This is a genomic window from Pantoea sp. XY16, from assembly GCF_025153065.1.
Classification (GTDB): domain Bacteria; phylum Pseudomonadota; class Gammaproteobacteria; order Enterobacterales; family Enterobacteriaceae; genus Pantoea; species Pantoea alfalfae.
In genome coordinates, this window is the sequence record NZ_JANZNP010000014.1 from 19,693 (window position 1) to 35,871 (window position 16,179).

The following is a 16,179-nucleotide window of genomic DNA, read 5'->3' on the forward strand; positions in this document are numbered from 1 at the left end:
CTGTGTTGTTATTAGAGAAACTCAATTTTAAATGGTTTAACCGCTTACCGATAATTCGTCAGTCACAGGCAGCCGAGTGTGGGCTGGCTTGTCTTGGCATGGTGGCTAATTATCACGGTCATCAGATCGACATGATCACGTTACGTCGCCAGTTCGCCACATCACTCAAAGGTGCCACTCTGGCAGATGTCATCGCTATGGCACAACAGCTCAATATGACTTCCCGCGCACTGCGAGTAGAAATGGAAGAGCTGTCTAAACTGCGCATGCCCTGCATTCTGCACTGGGAACTGAACCACTTTGTAGTGTTGAAGAAAGTACGCGGCAATAAGATCACCATTCACGATCCCGCGCGCGGGATCCGCGAACTGACATTTAAAGAAGCATCGACCGCCTTCACCGGCGTCGCGCTGGAGTTGGTTCCCTCTTCCACCTTTGAAGTAAAAGAAGAGAAAGAAAGCATCTCCATGATGAAGCTGGTGGGCAGCGTGACGGGGGTAAAGTCTGCCTTTGCTCAGGTGCTCATTCTCTCAATCGCACTGGAGCTATTCGGCGTCCTCGGCCCCTTCTTTATGCAGTGGGTAATGGATATGGTGCTGGTTTCTGCTGACTATTCTTTGCTGTCGCTGCTCGGTGTAGGCTTTATCATGATCGCGCTGTTTCAGACTATCGTTACAGCGTTGCGCTCATGGGTAATGAGCTGGTTCTCAAGCCAGCTCAGTGTGCAGTGGACCGTAAACGTCTGTCACCATATGTTAAAACTGCCGCTGGAATGGTTCGAATCACGCCACGTCGGAGACATTCTCTCTCGTTATGGTTCGCTTAATACCATCCAGAGTACGCTGACTTCCCGTTTCATCAGCACCGTACTGGACGGTGTCATGTCAATCGTCACGGTAGTGATGCTTTTCATCTATAACGCGCAACTGGCGTGGCTGGTCATTGGACTTTTTCTCGCCTATGCACTGCTACGTTTCATGGCTTACGATCCGGTTCGCCGCGCCAATGAAGAACAAATCATCAGCTCGGCCCGTACCCAGTCGTCTCTGCTTGAAACGCTGCGCGGGATCCAGGCAGTTAAAACCAATAATAAACAGGTGCCCCGCCTCTCGGCATACATGAACTTTCTGGTGGATACCACCAATAAAGGCATCGTGATACAGAAGCTCAATATCCTGTTCGGTTCGGCTCAGGGACTGCTAACCTCAGTGGGCCGTGTAGTTCTGGTCTGGCTTGCTGCGCTGCAGGTCCTGGATGGCAACTTCTCTGCCGGTATGCTGACCGCCTTTATCAGCTTTTCCGATCAATTCATGAGTCGTGGTTCAGGTTTGATCAATGCCATCATCGATTTTCGTATGCTGAGAATGCATGGTGAACGCCTGGCCGATATTGTTCTGTCTGAAACAGAAGCCAGTTCTGAGGGCAATCGAGGTCTGGTTAGTAAAGAAACCGACAAGGAGACAGACGTACCTCAGGATATCAGGCTTATCAATATTCGTTTTCGCTATGCGCCGACTGAACCCTGGGTTGTCGATGGTGCGAATCTGGAGATTAAAGCGGGTGAGAGTCTTGCCATCGTGGGGCCATCCGGCCAGGGCAAAACTACGATGGCCAAAATTATTCTTGGCCTGCTACAGCCGGAAGAAGGCACCATCACCGTGGGTGGCATGGACATCACTCAGACCGGACTTGAACATCACCGTAATCGTATTGGCTGCGTAATGCAGGATGACATTCTCTTTTCAGGTTCAATCAGCGAGAACATCAGCTTCTTTGATAACGAGCCCGATCACGCAAAAATTACCCGCGTGGCCCGTCTGGCTCAGATTCATGGCGATATTATGAAAATGCCGATGAATTATCAAAGCCTGGTAGGTGATATGGGCTCGTTTTTATCGGGTGGCCAGTTACAACGTATCCTGCTGGCGCGCGCACTCTATCGTGAACCTAAAATCCTGGTACTGGATGAGGCCACCAGTCATCTGGATATTTATAACGAGGCGCAGATCAACAATGCAATTAAACAGATGAAGATCACCAGAATCATCATTGCACACCGTCCGGAAACTATCCGAAGTGCCGATAAAATCGTCCTGTTAAATAACGGTACGCTCAGCGAAGTCACGGCAGAGCAGTTATTTGGGCAGACAAAAACCCATAATGAAACGGAGATTACCCATGGATAAGACTATTTGCCGCTTCACTGAAGGCACAATTACCTTGCCGGAAGGCTACTGCGAGCGAACACTGAATACGCTGGCTGATACACGATCTGTTCTGCCACCAATCACTATTTCCCGTGATAAGTTAGGCGATCATAACAACCCGGAAGAGTATATCCTTAGCCAGCTCGCTATCCTGCAAAAACAGATGAAAGACTGGCAACAGGAAGCCCATCAGCCAGTGGTTTTGGGGGATAACCTGACTACGGGAATCATGATCAGTTATGACTTCCTGCGACCAGATAATCTTCGTCTTTATCAGAAACAGGCTTTATTCACGCTTAATATGGAAGATATATTGATTTTCTCTCTGTCGAAAGCGAGCCCCATAACCTCTACCGATATGCAGCTTTTCTCAGATACCCTGAAAAGCTTCCGTACCTGGTAATCTGCAGTGTACAGATAAAATAATCCGGAAGAGCATGTGCTCTTCCGGATTGCGTTTCAGCTTTCAGTCGATGCGTTCAGTAACGTTGACAGGTGAAGAGATAGGAGAGCGGCCCGCCAACCAGATAGGCCTTTTTATCGACCCTGATGATATCAAGCTGAAGATAACCAGGATCGAGAGTGATCTCAGCCAGCAGCAGATTAAACACGGCATCCGGCGTTGTATCATTAGTCGAAGTAATAATTTCTCTTATTTTGTAGCGGTAAGTGTCACTATCAATTTTATTACCGGCACTGAGCGCAATACGTCGATTAACCGTTGTTACTTCATCACCAAAAGTTACCTGCCCATTCAGTAATAAATATCCCGAATCTGAATTAATAAAACGTAAATCCTGGGAAACAGCAAACTCAATTTTTTTATTATCGTTGCGACTAAGATCGTAGCGGCTAAATGCTGAGCAGCGGAAAGGCAGCTCGTTTGTCCGGAGTTTAAAATAGTTAATGCCTGCAAAGATCCCCAGCAACAGCATAGCCAGCGTTAACGTCAGCGTAAGAGTGGCTTTTCGTTTCAAAACATTCTCCAGTCAAGATAGTAGAAGTTTTCGCAGGAAACGATATGACCACTGCTGTTCAGGTTACATGTGGAAAGAATGGTCCGGCCATAATCTTTAGTTGTGAATGCCGTGTTTTTATCGAAATAGATGCGCCGACCTGGTACACAGGATTGATTATTCTCTTTAAGCATTTCAAGAATTTGTTTATCCAGTGACTTTTGTTCGAACACATCTAATCCCGGAATAATAACCGCTTCGCAACCGCCTTCCAGTTTGATGTTACTCATAGAAGCACTCTTTTCAGCAGGCTGACGTACAGTGAAGTACCATAAAGCACTTCCAAGCAGCACCAGCATGATTAGGGCGAACAGGAGCTGTCCGAGATTCAGAGCCGATTTTTCAACAACATGCTCTGCGATAACAGGATTGGGTAGCATGGGCTGACTATCTGCGACAGATACCACCTGCTCCGCTGACATTTCATCAGCCTGAACCTGCGTCTCAACAAAAGCCGGAGAGGATTCGCGTTCTATTTTGATTTCAGTATTAAGTCGGATGCCAATTTTCGGAATGGTGATGATCAGGTTTTCACAGCCATACGCTGCAAGCGCTCTGCGCAGAATGCTCAGATACTGATTCAGATTGCTGTTTGATCCGCGCAGACCATATTTATCCCATACTTCGGTCAACAGGGTATCGCGCGACAGTATCTCACCTTCAGAATTCAGTAACTGTTCAAACAGCCGACCCGATGAAATACTCAGGCTCAGCGTTTCCTGAGTGGGAAGATGGCTTAGCGTACAGTCATCTGAATTGTAACTAATCTGATCATCGATAATGTAAATCATTAAGAAATCACTGAATTTGCGCTCATTTCCGACAGTATAATTCAGCTTATTTAAAGAAGCACTAAAGAGACCTGATAACCGGCCTTAAAGGCAAACTCCCCGGAAGAATGCAGGCTTCAGACTCACATTAATACTAATCAGTTAAGACAATATTAGCCTCAACCTCGCCAGCCTGGAACCTGTGCGGGTTAAGTGCGGTCAACCCTCTTAATTTGTTGTGAACCATAGATTTTAATCGCATCACGGCCTAAAATGTGACCATCCCTAACAGTGGTCACTGAATTTTTTAACCCACCTTTAATCTGCCAGGTTCTGACAATGACTCAATCCGTAACAGAAAATGGCACACGAGGCCCGCTCGGGCACAATGTGCGTGACCAGATTGTCGATGCTGCCATGCAGCACTTCGCGCATTATGGTTACGAAAAAACCACCGTCTCCGATCTCGCCCGTGCTATCGGCTTTTCAAAAGCGTATATCTACAAATTTTTTGAATCAAAACAGGCGATTGGTGAAGTGATCTGCTCTACCCGGCTGGCGATGATTATGCAGCACGTCGAAGCCGCGATCGCCGATGCGCCTGGAGCCTCGGAACAACTGCGGCGACTGTTCCGCACGCTTTCCGTCACCGGCACTGAACTCTTTTTTCACGAACGTAAACTGTATGACATTGCTGCCGTTGCGTCGCGTGACCGATGGCCGTCAGCAATGGCACACGAAGTGCGACTAACGAACCTGATCCAGCAGATCCTGCGACGGGGTCGTGAATCCGGTGAGTTTGAACGTAAAACCCCGGCAGACGAAGCGGCGGAGGCAATCTATCGGGTGATCAAACCCTATGCCAGTCCGGTACTGCTGCAATACAGCCTTGATGACGCTGAAGAAGCCTCCGCCCAACTGGCAGCGCTGGTCTTACGTAGCCTTGCGCCCTGAGCATTGCGCACGCTATGACTATTGACTTATTTAGTCACAAGATCAACGATAGTACTCTGTCTGGTTATCGCTCAGGATTCTGATGCTGATAAGCTTATCTCTGTCTGCTGTATTACATCCCTGCGTTCATCTATCGCACCACCCTACGCAGCGTCTCACTCTTCGCGCTTCAGGCGTATATCCATCGTCTGCGGCAGCATTTCAATCACTGTCCGGACTTTCTACGGGAGTAATCCAATGAGTCACTTAGCCTCATCACAACGCATTGTCATTACCGGCGCGGGCATCGTCTCGCCACTGGGTTGTGGCGTTGAAACCGTCTGGCGGCGATTAACGGCAGGGGAATCAGGTATACGTACCCTGCCCGATACGCTTACTGCTGGCACCGGTATTTCAGTAGGTGGCAGCGTGCCGGGCATCGATGAAGATCCGCTGGCAGGTTACGACCCGGAGGCGTTCATTGCTCCGAAAGAGCGTAAAAAGATGTCGCGCTTTATCGAATTCGCGCTGCTGGCAGCAGAAGAAGCGCTGAATCAGGCGGGCTGGCATCCTGAAGATGAGGCGGCGCGTGAACGTACCGCGACGATTATTGCTTCAGGCGTCGGCGGCTTTGGTGCGATTGCCGACGCGGTGCGCACTACCGACGCGCGCGGTCCGCGCAGGCTCTCACCTTTTACAGCGCCTTCGTTTCTGGCCAACATGGCCGCCGGTCATGTCTCGATCAAACACCGTTTCACCGGTCCGCTGGGCGCGCCCGTTACTGCCTGTGCGGCGGGGGTTCAGGCGATTGGTGATGCAGCCAGGCTGATCAGAAGCGGTGAAGCGGACATTGCTATTTGCGGCGGCTCAGAAGCGGCGCTGGATCGCGTCACGCTGGGCTGTTTCGCGGCTGCACGTGCGCTATCTGTGGGCTATGAAGATCAGCCGCACCATGCCTCACGTCCGTTTGATCGTGACAGAAACGGCTTTGTGATGGCCGAAGGTGCAGGCCTGCTGGTGATTGAGTCACTGGCCCATGCCAAAGCACGCGGCGCGACACCGCTGGCGGAGATTGTCGGCTATGGCACCAGCGCCGATGCATACCACTTAACCGCGGGTCCAGAGGATGGCAGCGGAGCTGCGAGGGCGATGAGAACCGCCCTGCGCCAGGCGGGCATCAGCCCGGAGGATGTCCAGCATATCAACGCGCATGCAACCTCAACGCAGGTTGGCGATCACGGCGAGCTGGCGGCTATTCGCGCAGTGTTTGGCGATGATTCACCGGTCGCGATCGCCTCAACCAAATCCGCCACCGGCCATCTGCTGGGTGCGGCAGGCGGCATTGAGGCGATATTCACCCTTATGGCGCTGCGCCAGCAGATTATTCCGCCGACGCTGAACCTCCATCATCCTGATGAAGCCGCAGGCAATCTGGACCTGGTGGCACTCAATGCACGTCCCACCGCGCTAACTTATGCCATGTCGAACGGATTTGGTTTTGGTGGCGTCAACGCCAGTCTCCTGCTGCGTACGTGGCAATGACTGCAGAGTGACAATTAAGCCCGCGCTGCCAGACACCCTCTCAGCGCGGGTAATACATCAGACGTTCTGAAAAAGCGTACACAGCTATTCCCAGTGTCCTGTGTTTATCAAAACACCCTCTGTACACCACTCACTTTATAAATCTGTACCTTTCCTGACAAAATTGCCGTTGCCTGGCCGTCAGCCCTTTTCTTTCAGCACTACAATTAATCGGATGAAAACAACTTCAGAGAACGTTGATGAAAATTGCAGCCTTCGATATTGGTGGTACCTCTTTAAAAATGGGTGTGATTGACGATCAGGGAAATATTCTGACCAGCGATAGTGCTGATATTTCCCATAACGCACGCGATAAAATACTTGATGAGATCCTGGCCTGGCTGGAGAAAAATCCCGGTTGTGCGGGTATTGCCGTCAGCACACCTGGGTATATTGATACAGACGCCGGTTATATTGCCATGGGCGGCACCATACGTGACTTTGACGAGTTTCATCTGAGCCAGTGGCTGACAGAAAAAACGTCTCTGCCTGCTACCGTCGAAAACGATGCACACTGTGCGCTGCTGGCGGAAAAGTGGCTGGGGAAAGCAAAAAAGCTCAACGATTTCCTGATGCTGACAATAGGCACCGGGTTAGGCGGAGCGGCCTTTTGCAATGGCGCCCTGATTCGGGGTGGACGCAACCGGGCTGGCGAGTTTGGTTGCCTGCTGACTTCGCGCCCCACCAGCAGTAATATTGAACGCCACACCATGAGCCAGAGCTGTACCATGACGGCTCTTCGGGAGAATTACAGCCAGCTCATCGAAAAATCTTCCGACGACGTCACGGGTAAAGATGTCTTTGACGCATACGATCGCAAAGAAGAAGCCGCGCAGCAGGTGGTGAATAAATTCTACCAGGATCTTGCAGCCTGCTTATATAACCTGTTCAGCGTATTCGACCCGCAGATGGTATTTATCGGCGGGGGAATTACTGAGCGCGAACCTTTCCTCGAGGAACTGGCAGAGCAGCTGGCAAAATATGATCCTGATATCCGCATAAATGCCGCGACCTACGGCAACGACTCCGGCATGCTGGGCGCAACCTGGAATTTCCTGCAGCGCCAGCCAGAAGAAAATGGCTTGTAGTTCAGGGCTTATGCAGGTTACTCCTTTCTGATAATTATGATGATTTATCTGGTGCGGTATTTAAAACGATAACCCGGTCATGACCGGGTTTACTCTTGTTTATATTAGTGTCGTATTTGCGCCAGATCGTCTGACGTCAGGCCAGTCATTTCTAAGACAGTTTTACGATCAAGGCCGTTTTGTAGCATAGTGCGCGCAATTTTCAGGGTAGCTTCACGCTGTCCTTCAGTACGACCTTTCTCAATACCACGCCGCACACCAAGCTCGATACCTTCGGCGCGCCCTTTTTCGATCCCTTTTTGTTCAAGCTGCTGTGCGATGGTCATCAGTGCGCCTCCGTGTTGTGGCACCCGCTGTGCCAGTTCGCGAACGAAAGCTTCGTAGTCAGCTGACTCACCAGCCTGCAGTAAATAGTGTATCAGCGTCATCACCTGGGGTGAAGAAAGATAATCGGCCATGAATAGCGTGACCAGATGGTCAGTCAGGCTTGCAATGTCGCGTTGATGAATATGTTTCTGTAAAAGCGTCAGGGCGGCCATACTGCGATGAGTCATGATCTCGTCATCCGGGATGACCGTAATGTCCACCAGCGGGAAGGCGCCTCTATAAAGACTTTCCGCCACTACCGGATCATCAAATTCGTCGAACCAGCGGGTCGACCACGGATAGGGAGTGCGCTTACCGGTATAGAACAATACAGGTATGACTAAAGGCAGCTTTTTATGGCCAGCTTCACGGTGGCGCTGCATAGCAGCTACCGCATAACGTATCAGGCGGAATGCCATATGCCTGTCAGGGGTGGATGGGTGTTCAATCAGAACATGAATATATCCGTCACCGGTTGAGGTTCTGAGGCTATATAAAACGTCACCGAAGTATTGACGCAAATCGTCTTCAACAAATGATCCGGACTCAAGCTTCAGTGTGGTGAGATCGCAGATTTTAAGCATTTCTCCGGAAGGTGGATCTGCATAAAATCTCTGGCAACATCCGGATGCGTAAGAAACTGTCGAAAAGTAGCATCATGAGGTGTAGCACTATTTTTATTTTTCATCAGTTCAGCCCCTGTAAATTCCATGCGCTGCTTCCACAGCGAAGAGGCTATCTTAATGGATCAGATTTTAATTTATAATATTTAAATCTTGCTCAAGTTATATAGATCAACCACACCCATGCTCTTTTAAAAAATTTATTAGCAAGATGAATTACGAGGCAATCTAAATTAATCACCTTGATCAATTTATATAGCGATAATTAAAAAATCCGGATGTACCCGAAACTTCTTACGCTGACCATTAATGTCTGAACAGCTTTACGAAAAGTTAATTTTCTATTTAAGTCACGGCATAACCAGCCCGATCACGCTGTTTATACCGCCCGCTCCCTATCCCCGTCCCGGCGCATCCAACAGGCTAAGCGCCACGCCTGTCAGGGTATAGACCACTACATACAATAAAATCAGTGCCGCAAGCAAAAGACGGTGGCTGCGCATCTCACTTTTCTTCATGGTGCCATTCAGAAGGTGTAGCTCAATGCCAGGGTGGCCGATGCGCCGTTGTGCCGTGCAACAATGGGGCTATCTGAAGCATGCTTATCCAGCCAGCTGTAGTCACCGATCACGCTGGCGGCCCAGGCAGGCGTGAACTGATGACTCCAGGTCAGGCTGGTGTCGGTGCCATAAAATCCCCCCGCGGCGTCGTAGCGTTCAAACCCGCTACGTGCACTCTGCCTACTGCTCACGCCATACCAGGTATTCATATAACGCGCATCGCCAGCCAGACCTGCCACCTGCAGTGCCACCGTATCCTCCTGGGTCTGCCAGGGGATCAGGGTCACAGACGTCCGGTATTGCGCGCCCTGACTATCACTTAATGGCAGCGTCGCTTTGCCCTCCAGCACCAACCACGGCGTTACCGACCATCCCAGCGCCAGCGCGGTGTTCATTGTTGCGTCGATATTTCCCATGCCCCTGAGCCGGTCATCACCGTCGCGCCACGATGAATTACGGTCAGAGCGACCCAGCCCGTAGCCCAGCGTATGTTCCAGATAAAGGCCGTTATCCGCCTGCAGATCGTAGCCAATGCCTTTCTGTGAGTCTAAAAAGAAGGCTCCATCGCGCGCCTGGATCACCGGCATCAGCTGCCAGTGCTGCTTATCGGCGCCGCTATAGCGTGGTGCATTGATACCTGCGATGCCCAGCGTGACGCTTGGGGGCGGCGTAGTCTCATCAGCCATGGCAGTCGCGGCACAGAATCCTAGCGAAAAACAGACCATGTGCAGCGTTATTTTTCCGGTTATCATCACGTTTCCTCATTATCACATCAGGTGCGGAGCTGAGGGGTTCAGAGCCGCGTCAATAGCCGGAGTATGCGGGGCGAGTGTCAATTAACGACCAGGGATTTATGAAGAAACAGTCAAGGTGATCCGAAAATGCAGTCAAAACGTGTACTGATTATTGAAGATGATGCTGATGCGGCGGGTGTACTCGAGGCCTACCTGAAACGTGAAAATTATGAGGTCATGATTGCCGGTGACGGACCCGGCGGGCTGGAAACTGCAGGACGCTGGCAGCCCGATCTGATCCTGCTGGATATTATGCTGCCCGGCATGAACGGCACCGAAGTGCTGGCCGCGCTGCGGCGGCGTGATGATACCCCGGTAATCATGGTGACGGCGATGGGTGACGCGCCGGACCGTATCGGTGCCCTGCGCTATGGCGCAGATGACTACGTGGTCAAACCCTATCATCCGGGCGAAGTGGTGGCGCGCGTTCAGGCCGTGCTGCGCCGCAGCCAGAGTCATGCGCCCGCCGCAGAATCGCTACGTTGGGCGGGTTTGGTGGTTGATCCGCTGGCACTCACCGCCGTGGTAGAGTGTGACAGTGATGCACCGCGCCGCCTCGATCTGACGCCCACCGAATTTTCCCTGCTGGTCACCCTGATGCGTGCGCAGACGCGGCCTTTTACCCGCCTGTTTCTGCTGGAGCATTGTCTGCCGGAAAGCGATGCACTGGAGCGTGTAGTCGATACCCACGTCTATAACCTGCGCCGTAAACTGGAGGCTGCAGGCATCTCAGACGTCTTACCGGCGGTTCGCAGCGTCGGTTACCGGTTCAGACAGCCATGAAGAACAATACGCATACCTCACTGTGGCGCTGGATCTGCATCCGGGTGCTCTTTCTGGCCATCGGCAGCGTGATCCTGATCGCCGCCTGTATGTGGCTGCGCTTTGCGGTGCAGGCGTTCTGGGTCTACTACCGGATGCCGCCCGCGCTGCTTGATGAGTTCACACAGCTACGCCATCATCCCGCCAGCGATCCGGCGCGCTTTCATCAGATTGTCGATCAGTGGTGGGGGATCAACTTTTCCGATCCTTCGCTGGCATCATCTGACTGGCTGATCGTGCTGATCCTGGTGGTGGTCACCATCCCGTTTATGGTGATGATGGCGCTGCGTTTCGCCCGTCCGCTATCGGCGCAGTTCAGCCAGCTGGCGACGGCGGCGCGTGCGGTGTCGAAAGGCGAATTTGGCCGGACGGCGGCGGTAGTGAAAGAAGCGCCGCAGGAACTGGTGCGATTTACCGAAGATTTTAACCAGATGACGCAGCAGCTGGCGCGTTACGAGCGAGAGCTACGCACCTCGCATGTGGCGATGGCACACGAACTTCGCTCGCCACTGACGGCGGCGATCGGCCGCCTGCAGGGCATTCTGGATGGCGTCTTCCCTGCCGAGCCGCAGCAGCTGGCAATGATCATGAAGCAACTGACACAGCTCAGCCGCCTCACAGACGAACTGCATCTCTTGTCGCTGGCGGATGCCGGGCAGCTTACTCTCAACCGCGAGTGGTTTAATCTCAGCGAGTTACTACGCGAGCGCTCCGGCTGGCTTCTGCCGCAGGCAGAACAGGCGGGGATTGCCATCAGCGTGACATCACCCAACGATCTGCGGCTGTATGCCGATACCTTCCGGCTGGGCCAGGTGGTGACCATCATTTGTGAAAATGCGCTGCGCTATGCTGCCGACGGTGGCGCGTTGCTGATCACCGCCAGCCAGAACGATAAGGCGATCATAATGACCTTCCGCGATTATGGTCAGGGTGTGGAGCCGGACTTCCTGCCGCAATTGTTTGACCGCTTTACCCGTGCTGACTCTTCACGCGCCCGCCACTCCGGCGGCAGCGGTCTGGGACTGTCAATCGCCAAAGCGATCGTCGAGGCGCACGGCGGATCGCTTTACGCCACGCTACCCGCCGACGGCGGTCTGTTGATCGGGATAACGCTGCCGGCGAGATAAATTGTTCTGGCTTGACCATTTCTTGATGGTTCATGGAACATTTCTGGACACAGGCCGGGTTCAATGAGCACAACTCATTAAAGGAACCCGGTTATGACAGACTTCTTATCGGATGCTGCCCGCCAGGTGTGGCGTCATCTCTTCAGTGTTCACATCTTCGCGCCGATCGTGTTCGTGCTGCTCGGCGTATTCATCATGACCGGCTGCCGGGACAACAATGTTGCCCCGCCAGCCGCCCCGCGCCGCCCGGTCAAAACGATGATCGCCCCACCGCTCAGCAGTGACGCGTCACGCGTGCTGACTGGCGAAATCCGCGCTCATGAAGAGGTCGCGCTGGCCTTCAGGCTGGATGGCCGGGTGGTGAACCGCGCGGTTGAGCTGGGCGATCGCGTCAGCGCCAGGCAATCGCTGGCCGCGCTGGAAAACGATCAGCCTCGTAATCAGCTGAGCAGCGCGCGGGCCGATCTCGACAGCGCCCGCGCCGCCGAGCGGGTCGCCGCGCTTAACCTGCATCGGATGCGGCTGCTGATGCCCGGCGGAGCCATCGCCCGCAGCCAGCTGGATAGCGCTCAGGCAGACTGGCAGAGCGCGCAGTCCCGCTGCCTTAGCAGCGAAGCGGCGCTGAAAAATGCCCAGGATAACCTCAGCTGGACTCAGCTGACTGCGCCGGCAGCAGGCCGGATCACCGCCATCACGGTTCAGCCCGGTCAGGTGGTCAGCGCCGGACAGACTGTCATGACGCTGGCAGCCGGTGATGCACGCGATGCCGTGTTTGACCTGACAACACCTGCTCTGTTGCGAGCTGACGACCGGACTGCGCTGAAGGTGACGTTGCTCGCTGACCCGGGCATCCAGGCCAGTGGCACGATACGTGACATCAGCCCGCAGGCCGATTCACAGACCCGTACCTGGCGGCTGCGCATCTCAATGAATCAGCCATCGGAGGCGATGGCTCTGGGAGCCACCGTCACCGTCACGCTTCCCGATGCGCAACCGCCGGTCATCGCCCTGCCCGCCAGCGCCCTGACCCGCTTCGCAGATAAGCCCGCGCTGCTGGTGGTTGATGCGGCGTCACGCCTGCAGCTTCGTCCGGTGGTGCTGGCCCGCTTCAGCGCACAGCAAATCTTTGTCTCTGCCGGGATCCGGCCAGGTGAGCGCGTTGTTACCGCTGGCGTCGGCACCCTGCAGCCCGGTGAAAAAGTGACGCTGGCTCCGGAGGGCTCATGAAAAAAATGACTGGCTTTAACCTCTCCGGCTGGGCGCTGGCGCATCAGCAGCTGGTGATCTTTTTCATGTTGCTGGTGATGGCGGCGGGTGTGCTGAGTTATGAACGCCTGTCACGCAATGAAGACCCAGCGTTTACTATCAAAACCGCCGTAATATCTGCCCAATGGCCCGGCGCTGACGTGAATACCACCGTGCAACTGCTGACTGACGTGCTGGAACAGAAGGTGCAGGAGATCCCGTCGCTGGATGCGGTCGAGAGCGAAACCCGCGCCGGACAAACCGTCATCTATGTCAACCTGCGCGATGACACGCCGCCCTCTCAGGTGGCCGGCATCTGGTATCAGCTGCGTAAAAAGATGCATGACGTTGCCCCTTCACTGCCCCTGGGCGTGCAGGGTCCTGCCGTTAACGACGAGTTTGACGACACCTTTGGCACCATTTATGGCTTCACGGCAGAAGGTTTTACCGCCAGAGAGCTACGCGATCGGGTCGATAACCTGCGTCGCAATCTGGCCAGTCTGCCCGACATCGGTAAAACCAGCCTGTTGGGTGTACAGGAGCAGCAGGTGGTTATCGCCTTTTCCCCGCGCAAGCTGAACGGCATGGGCCTTGATTTACAGCAGGTCAGCGACGCCATTAAAGCCCAGAACGATGTCGTCCCGGCGGGCAGCCTGCGTACCGACCGCGAGAATATTGCGCTTCGGGTCAGCGGCACCCTGACCTCGGTTGAAAGCCTGAAAGCAATTACCCTGCATATCGGTGAGCGTTTTATCCCGCTGAACGATCTGGCGACCATCAGCCTGCAACCTGCTGAACCGCCGACGCCCACCTTTAGGGTCAACGGCGTGCCGGCTATCGGGCTGGCGATCTCCATGGCCGCCAGCGGCAATATGCTCGATTTCGGTAAACAGCTTAACCAGCGCATGCAGACACTGGCCGGACAGTTACCACACGGCATCACCATGACTCGCATAGCCTATCAGTCTTCCGTGGTGAAACAAGCAGTCAGCGGCTTTGTCCGGATACTGGGCGAAGCGGTTGTCATCGTGTTAGCTGTCTCCTTCGTTTCGCTGGGACTCCGTGCCGGTCTGGTCGTGGCGGCGGCTATTCCGCTGGTGCTGGCGATGACCTTTACCGGCATGTTGCTGGCGGGCATCGGGCTGCAGCGCATCTCGCTGGGCGCGCTGATTATTGCGCTCGGGCTGCTGGTGGATGACGCCATGATCACCGTCGAGGCGATGGTGGCGCGACTCGAAGCGGGCGACAGTAAGTGGCAGGCCGCGACGTATGCATTCAAAACCACCGCCTTTCCGATGCTGACCGGTACGCTGGTCATGATCGCCGGTTTTATTCCGGTCGGGTTTGCCGCGTCCAGTGCCGGGGAGTATTGCTACTCACTGTTTGTGGTGATTACCCTGGCGCTGCTCTGCTCGTGGGTGGTTGCGATCATCTTCTCGCCGCTCACCGGCTGCTGGCTGCTGTCAGCGAAGCGCATCAAAACCCACCAGCCGCCGGGCTTAATGACGCGCGGCTATCACGGGCTGCTGGAGGTGATTCTGCGCCACCCGCTGATGACGATTGGCGCGGCGCTGACGGTCCTGCTGGTCAGCCTTTACGCCACCACCTTTATGCAGGGTGAATTTTTCCCGGCGTCAGACCGCCCTGAATTGCTGGTCAGCCTGACGCTGCCCGCCAGCGCGGCCCAGCCGGAAACCACGCGCCGTACTGCACAGCTGGAACAGATGCTGCGCAGCGATCGGGATGTCGCAAACTTCACCAGTTACGTCGGCTCTGGCGCAATACGCTTCTATCTGCCGATGGATGTGCTGCTGGATAATGAAAACATCGCGCAGCTGGTGGTGGTGGCGAAAAGTCTGGCGGTACGCGATCGGCTGCGCAGCAGGCTGGAGAAGAAACTGGCCGCGGATTTCAGTGATATCACGACGCGCGTCTCGCCGCTGGAGCTGGGTCCGCCGGTGGGCTGGCCGCTGAAATATCGCATCACCGGCCCGGACAATGCCCGGGTGCGGCAGGCTGCCAGTGATCTGGCAGCGCTGATCGCCCGCTCTCCGCTGACCCGCGAGGTCAATCTCACCGCCGGGGAACCGGAACGGGTCATGACGCTGGCGGTAAACCAGACCGCCGCCCGCGCCGCCGGCCTGTCGTCCGACACCATCGCCTCCGCGCTGAACACCCTGATGTCCGGCAGCGTGGTGACTACCCTGCGCGATCGCAACCGGCTGATTGATGTGGTGCTGCGCAGCAATAATACGGAACGGCAGAACACGGAGACGCTGGAAGGATTGATGATCACCAACGCCAGCGGACAGAAAATTCCGTTGCGCCAGGTAGCGACCCTGAACTGGGGCGTGGATGATCCGGTGATCTGGCGCCGTCAGCGACTCTCATACATTACCGTGCAGACCGATATTGCACCGGGTCAGCGGGCTGAGCACGTCTCGCAACAGCTCGCACCTGATGTCGCCGCCCTGCACGCCTCACTGCCAGCCGGATACGGTATTGAGGAAGGAGGCGTGGCGGCGGAGTCGGACAAAGGCAATGGTTCGGTGTTTGCCCTGCTGCCAGTGACGATCTGCGCCATGCTGGTCCTGCTGATGATTCAGCTGCAACGCTTCTCAGGCATGTTGCTGGCGCTGAGTATGGCCCCGTTTGGCCTGCCCGGCATCGTATCTGCGATGCTGCCGGCTGGCACACCGCTGGGATTTGTGGCGCTGCTGGGGATTATTGCGCTGGCGGGGATCATCATCCGCAACGCGGTGATTATGATCAGTGAAGTGGATGCGAACAGCCGCGCCGGCCTGCCAGATGATGACGCTATCCGGCAGGCCGCGCATCACCGGGCGCGTCCCATTCTGCTGACCGCCTGTGCTGCGATCCTCGGCATGATCCCCATCGCCCATCAGGTTTTCTGGGGGCCGATGGCGCTGGCGATTATTGGCGGTCTGGTCAGCGGCACGCTGGTAACACTCACGGTGCTGCCCGCCGCGTTAAGTCTGCTCATGCAGCGACGTTCAGGTTAAAACTGTCACATAAAAAACGCCCGG

13 protein-coding genes and 1 pseudogene are annotated in these 16,179 nt (G+C 54.7%); 9 read left to right on the top strand and 5 right to left on the bottom strand.

Annotated features, from left to right (window positions below; translation table 11 throughout):
• Positions 1 to 2 precede the first annotated feature (2 nt).
• On the top strand, positions 3 to 2,186 hold the full coding sequence (locus tag N1689_RS18325) for a peptidase domain-containing ABC transporter (RefSeq protein ID WP_161736321.1): 2,184 nt from the start codon (positions 3 to 5) through the stop codon (positions 2,184 to 2,186).
• Positions 2,179 to 2,610, top strand: coding sequence for a DcrB-related protein (locus tag N1689_RS18330; RefSeq protein WP_161736320.1), 432 nt, complete (start codon positions 2,179 to 2,181; stop codon positions 2,608 to 2,610). Before N1689_RS18325 ends, N1689_RS18330 begins: the two co-directional genes overlap by 8 nt.
• Before the next feature lie 76 nt (positions 2,611 to 2,686).
• Here N1689_RS18330 and N1689_RS18335 read toward each other — a convergent pair whose 3' ends face one another.
• Positions 2,687 to 3,184 (bottom strand): FidL-like protein, encoded by a 498-nt coding sequence (locus N1689_RS18335; protein WP_161736319.1) that lies wholly within the window; start codon positions 3,182 to 3,184, stop codon positions 2,687 to 2,689.
• Complete coding sequence (locus N1689_RS18340) at positions 3,181 to 4,014, bottom strand: transcriptional regulator (protein ID WP_161736318.1); 834 nt, start codon at positions 4,012 to 4,014, stop codon at positions 3,181 to 3,183. Before N1689_RS18340 ends, N1689_RS18335 begins: the two co-directional genes overlap by 4 nt.
• A gap of 318 nt (positions 4,015 to 4,332) precedes the next feature.
• On the opposite strand from N1689_RS18340, the gene N1689_RS18345 reads away from it, so the two are divergent.
• From N1689_RS18345 to N1689_RS18355, 3 genes are all read left to right on the top strand, one after another.
• Entirely contained in the window at positions 4,333 to 4,947 is a 615-nt protein-coding gene (locus N1689_RS18345) for a TetR/AcrR family transcriptional regulator (RefSeq protein ID WP_161736317.1), read from the top strand.
• Positions 4,948 to 5,184: 237 nt separating this feature from the next.
• On the top strand, positions 5,185 to 6,468 hold the full coding sequence (gene fabF, locus N1689_RS18350; RefSeq protein WP_222925656.1) for a beta-ketoacyl-ACP synthase II: 1,284 nt from the start codon (positions 5,185 to 5,187) through the stop codon (positions 6,466 to 6,468).
• 239 nt (positions 6,469 to 6,707) lie between these two features.
• On the top strand, positions 6,708 to 7,595 hold the full coding sequence (locus tag N1689_RS18355) for an ROK family protein (RefSeq protein ID WP_253418603.1): 888 nt from the start codon (positions 6,708 to 6,710) through the stop codon (positions 7,593 to 7,595).
• 104 nt (positions 7,596 to 7,699) lie between these two features.
• On the opposite strand, the pseudogene N1689_RS18360 reads toward N1689_RS18355, so the two are convergent.
• The 3 genes and pseudogenes from N1689_RS18360 to N1689_RS18370 all read right to left on the bottom strand — a co-directional run bounded on the left by N1689_RS18360 (position 7,700) and on the right by N1689_RS18370 (position 9,896).
• A pseudogene (locus tag N1689_RS18360) lies at positions 7,700 to 8,649 on the bottom strand (Rpn family recombination-promoting nuclease/putative transposase).
• Between the two features lie 330 nt (positions 8,650 to 8,979).
• On the bottom strand, positions 8,980 to 9,102 hold the full coding sequence (locus N1689_RS18365) for a hypothetical protein (protein ID WP_254920079.1): 123 nt from the start codon (positions 9,100 to 9,102) through the stop codon (positions 8,980 to 8,982).
• 8 nt (positions 9,103 to 9,110) lie between these two features.
• Complete coding sequence (locus tag N1689_RS18370) at positions 9,111 to 9,896, bottom strand: MipA/OmpV family protein (RefSeq protein ID WP_161736314.1); 786 nt, start codon at positions 9,894 to 9,896, stop codon at positions 9,111 to 9,113.
• A gap of 129 nt (positions 9,897 to 10,025) precedes the next feature.
• On the opposite strand from N1689_RS18370, the gene N1689_RS18375 reads away from it, so the two are divergent.
• The 4 genes from N1689_RS18375 (at position 10,026) to N1689_RS18390 (ending at position 16,155) form a co-directional block, all read left to right on the top strand.
• The gene (locus N1689_RS18375; protein WP_222925660.1) at positions 10,026 to 10,721 is read left to right on the top strand and encodes a response regulator; all 696 of its coding nucleotides are present in this window, start codon (positions 10,026 to 10,028) and stop codon (positions 10,719 to 10,721) included.
• Positions 10,718 to 11,887, top strand: a complete 1,170-nt coding sequence (locus N1689_RS18380) for a cell wall metabolism sensor histidine kinase WalK (protein ID WP_161736312.1) — start codon at positions 10,718 to 10,720, stop codon at positions 11,885 to 11,887. Before N1689_RS18375 ends, N1689_RS18380 begins: the two co-directional genes overlap by 4 nt.
• 93 nt (positions 11,888 to 11,980) lie before the next feature.
• Entirely contained in the window at positions 11,981 to 13,114 is a 1,134-nt protein-coding gene (locus N1689_RS18385; protein ID WP_260059715.1) for an efflux RND transporter periplasmic adaptor subunit, read from the top strand.
• Positions 13,111 to 16,155, top strand: a complete 3,045-nt coding sequence (locus N1689_RS18390; RefSeq protein ID WP_260059716.1) for an efflux RND transporter permease subunit — start codon at positions 13,111 to 13,113, stop codon at positions 16,153 to 16,155. Before N1689_RS18385 ends, N1689_RS18390 begins: the two co-directional genes overlap by 4 nt.
• Positions 16,156 to 16,179: the final 24 nt, after the last annotated feature.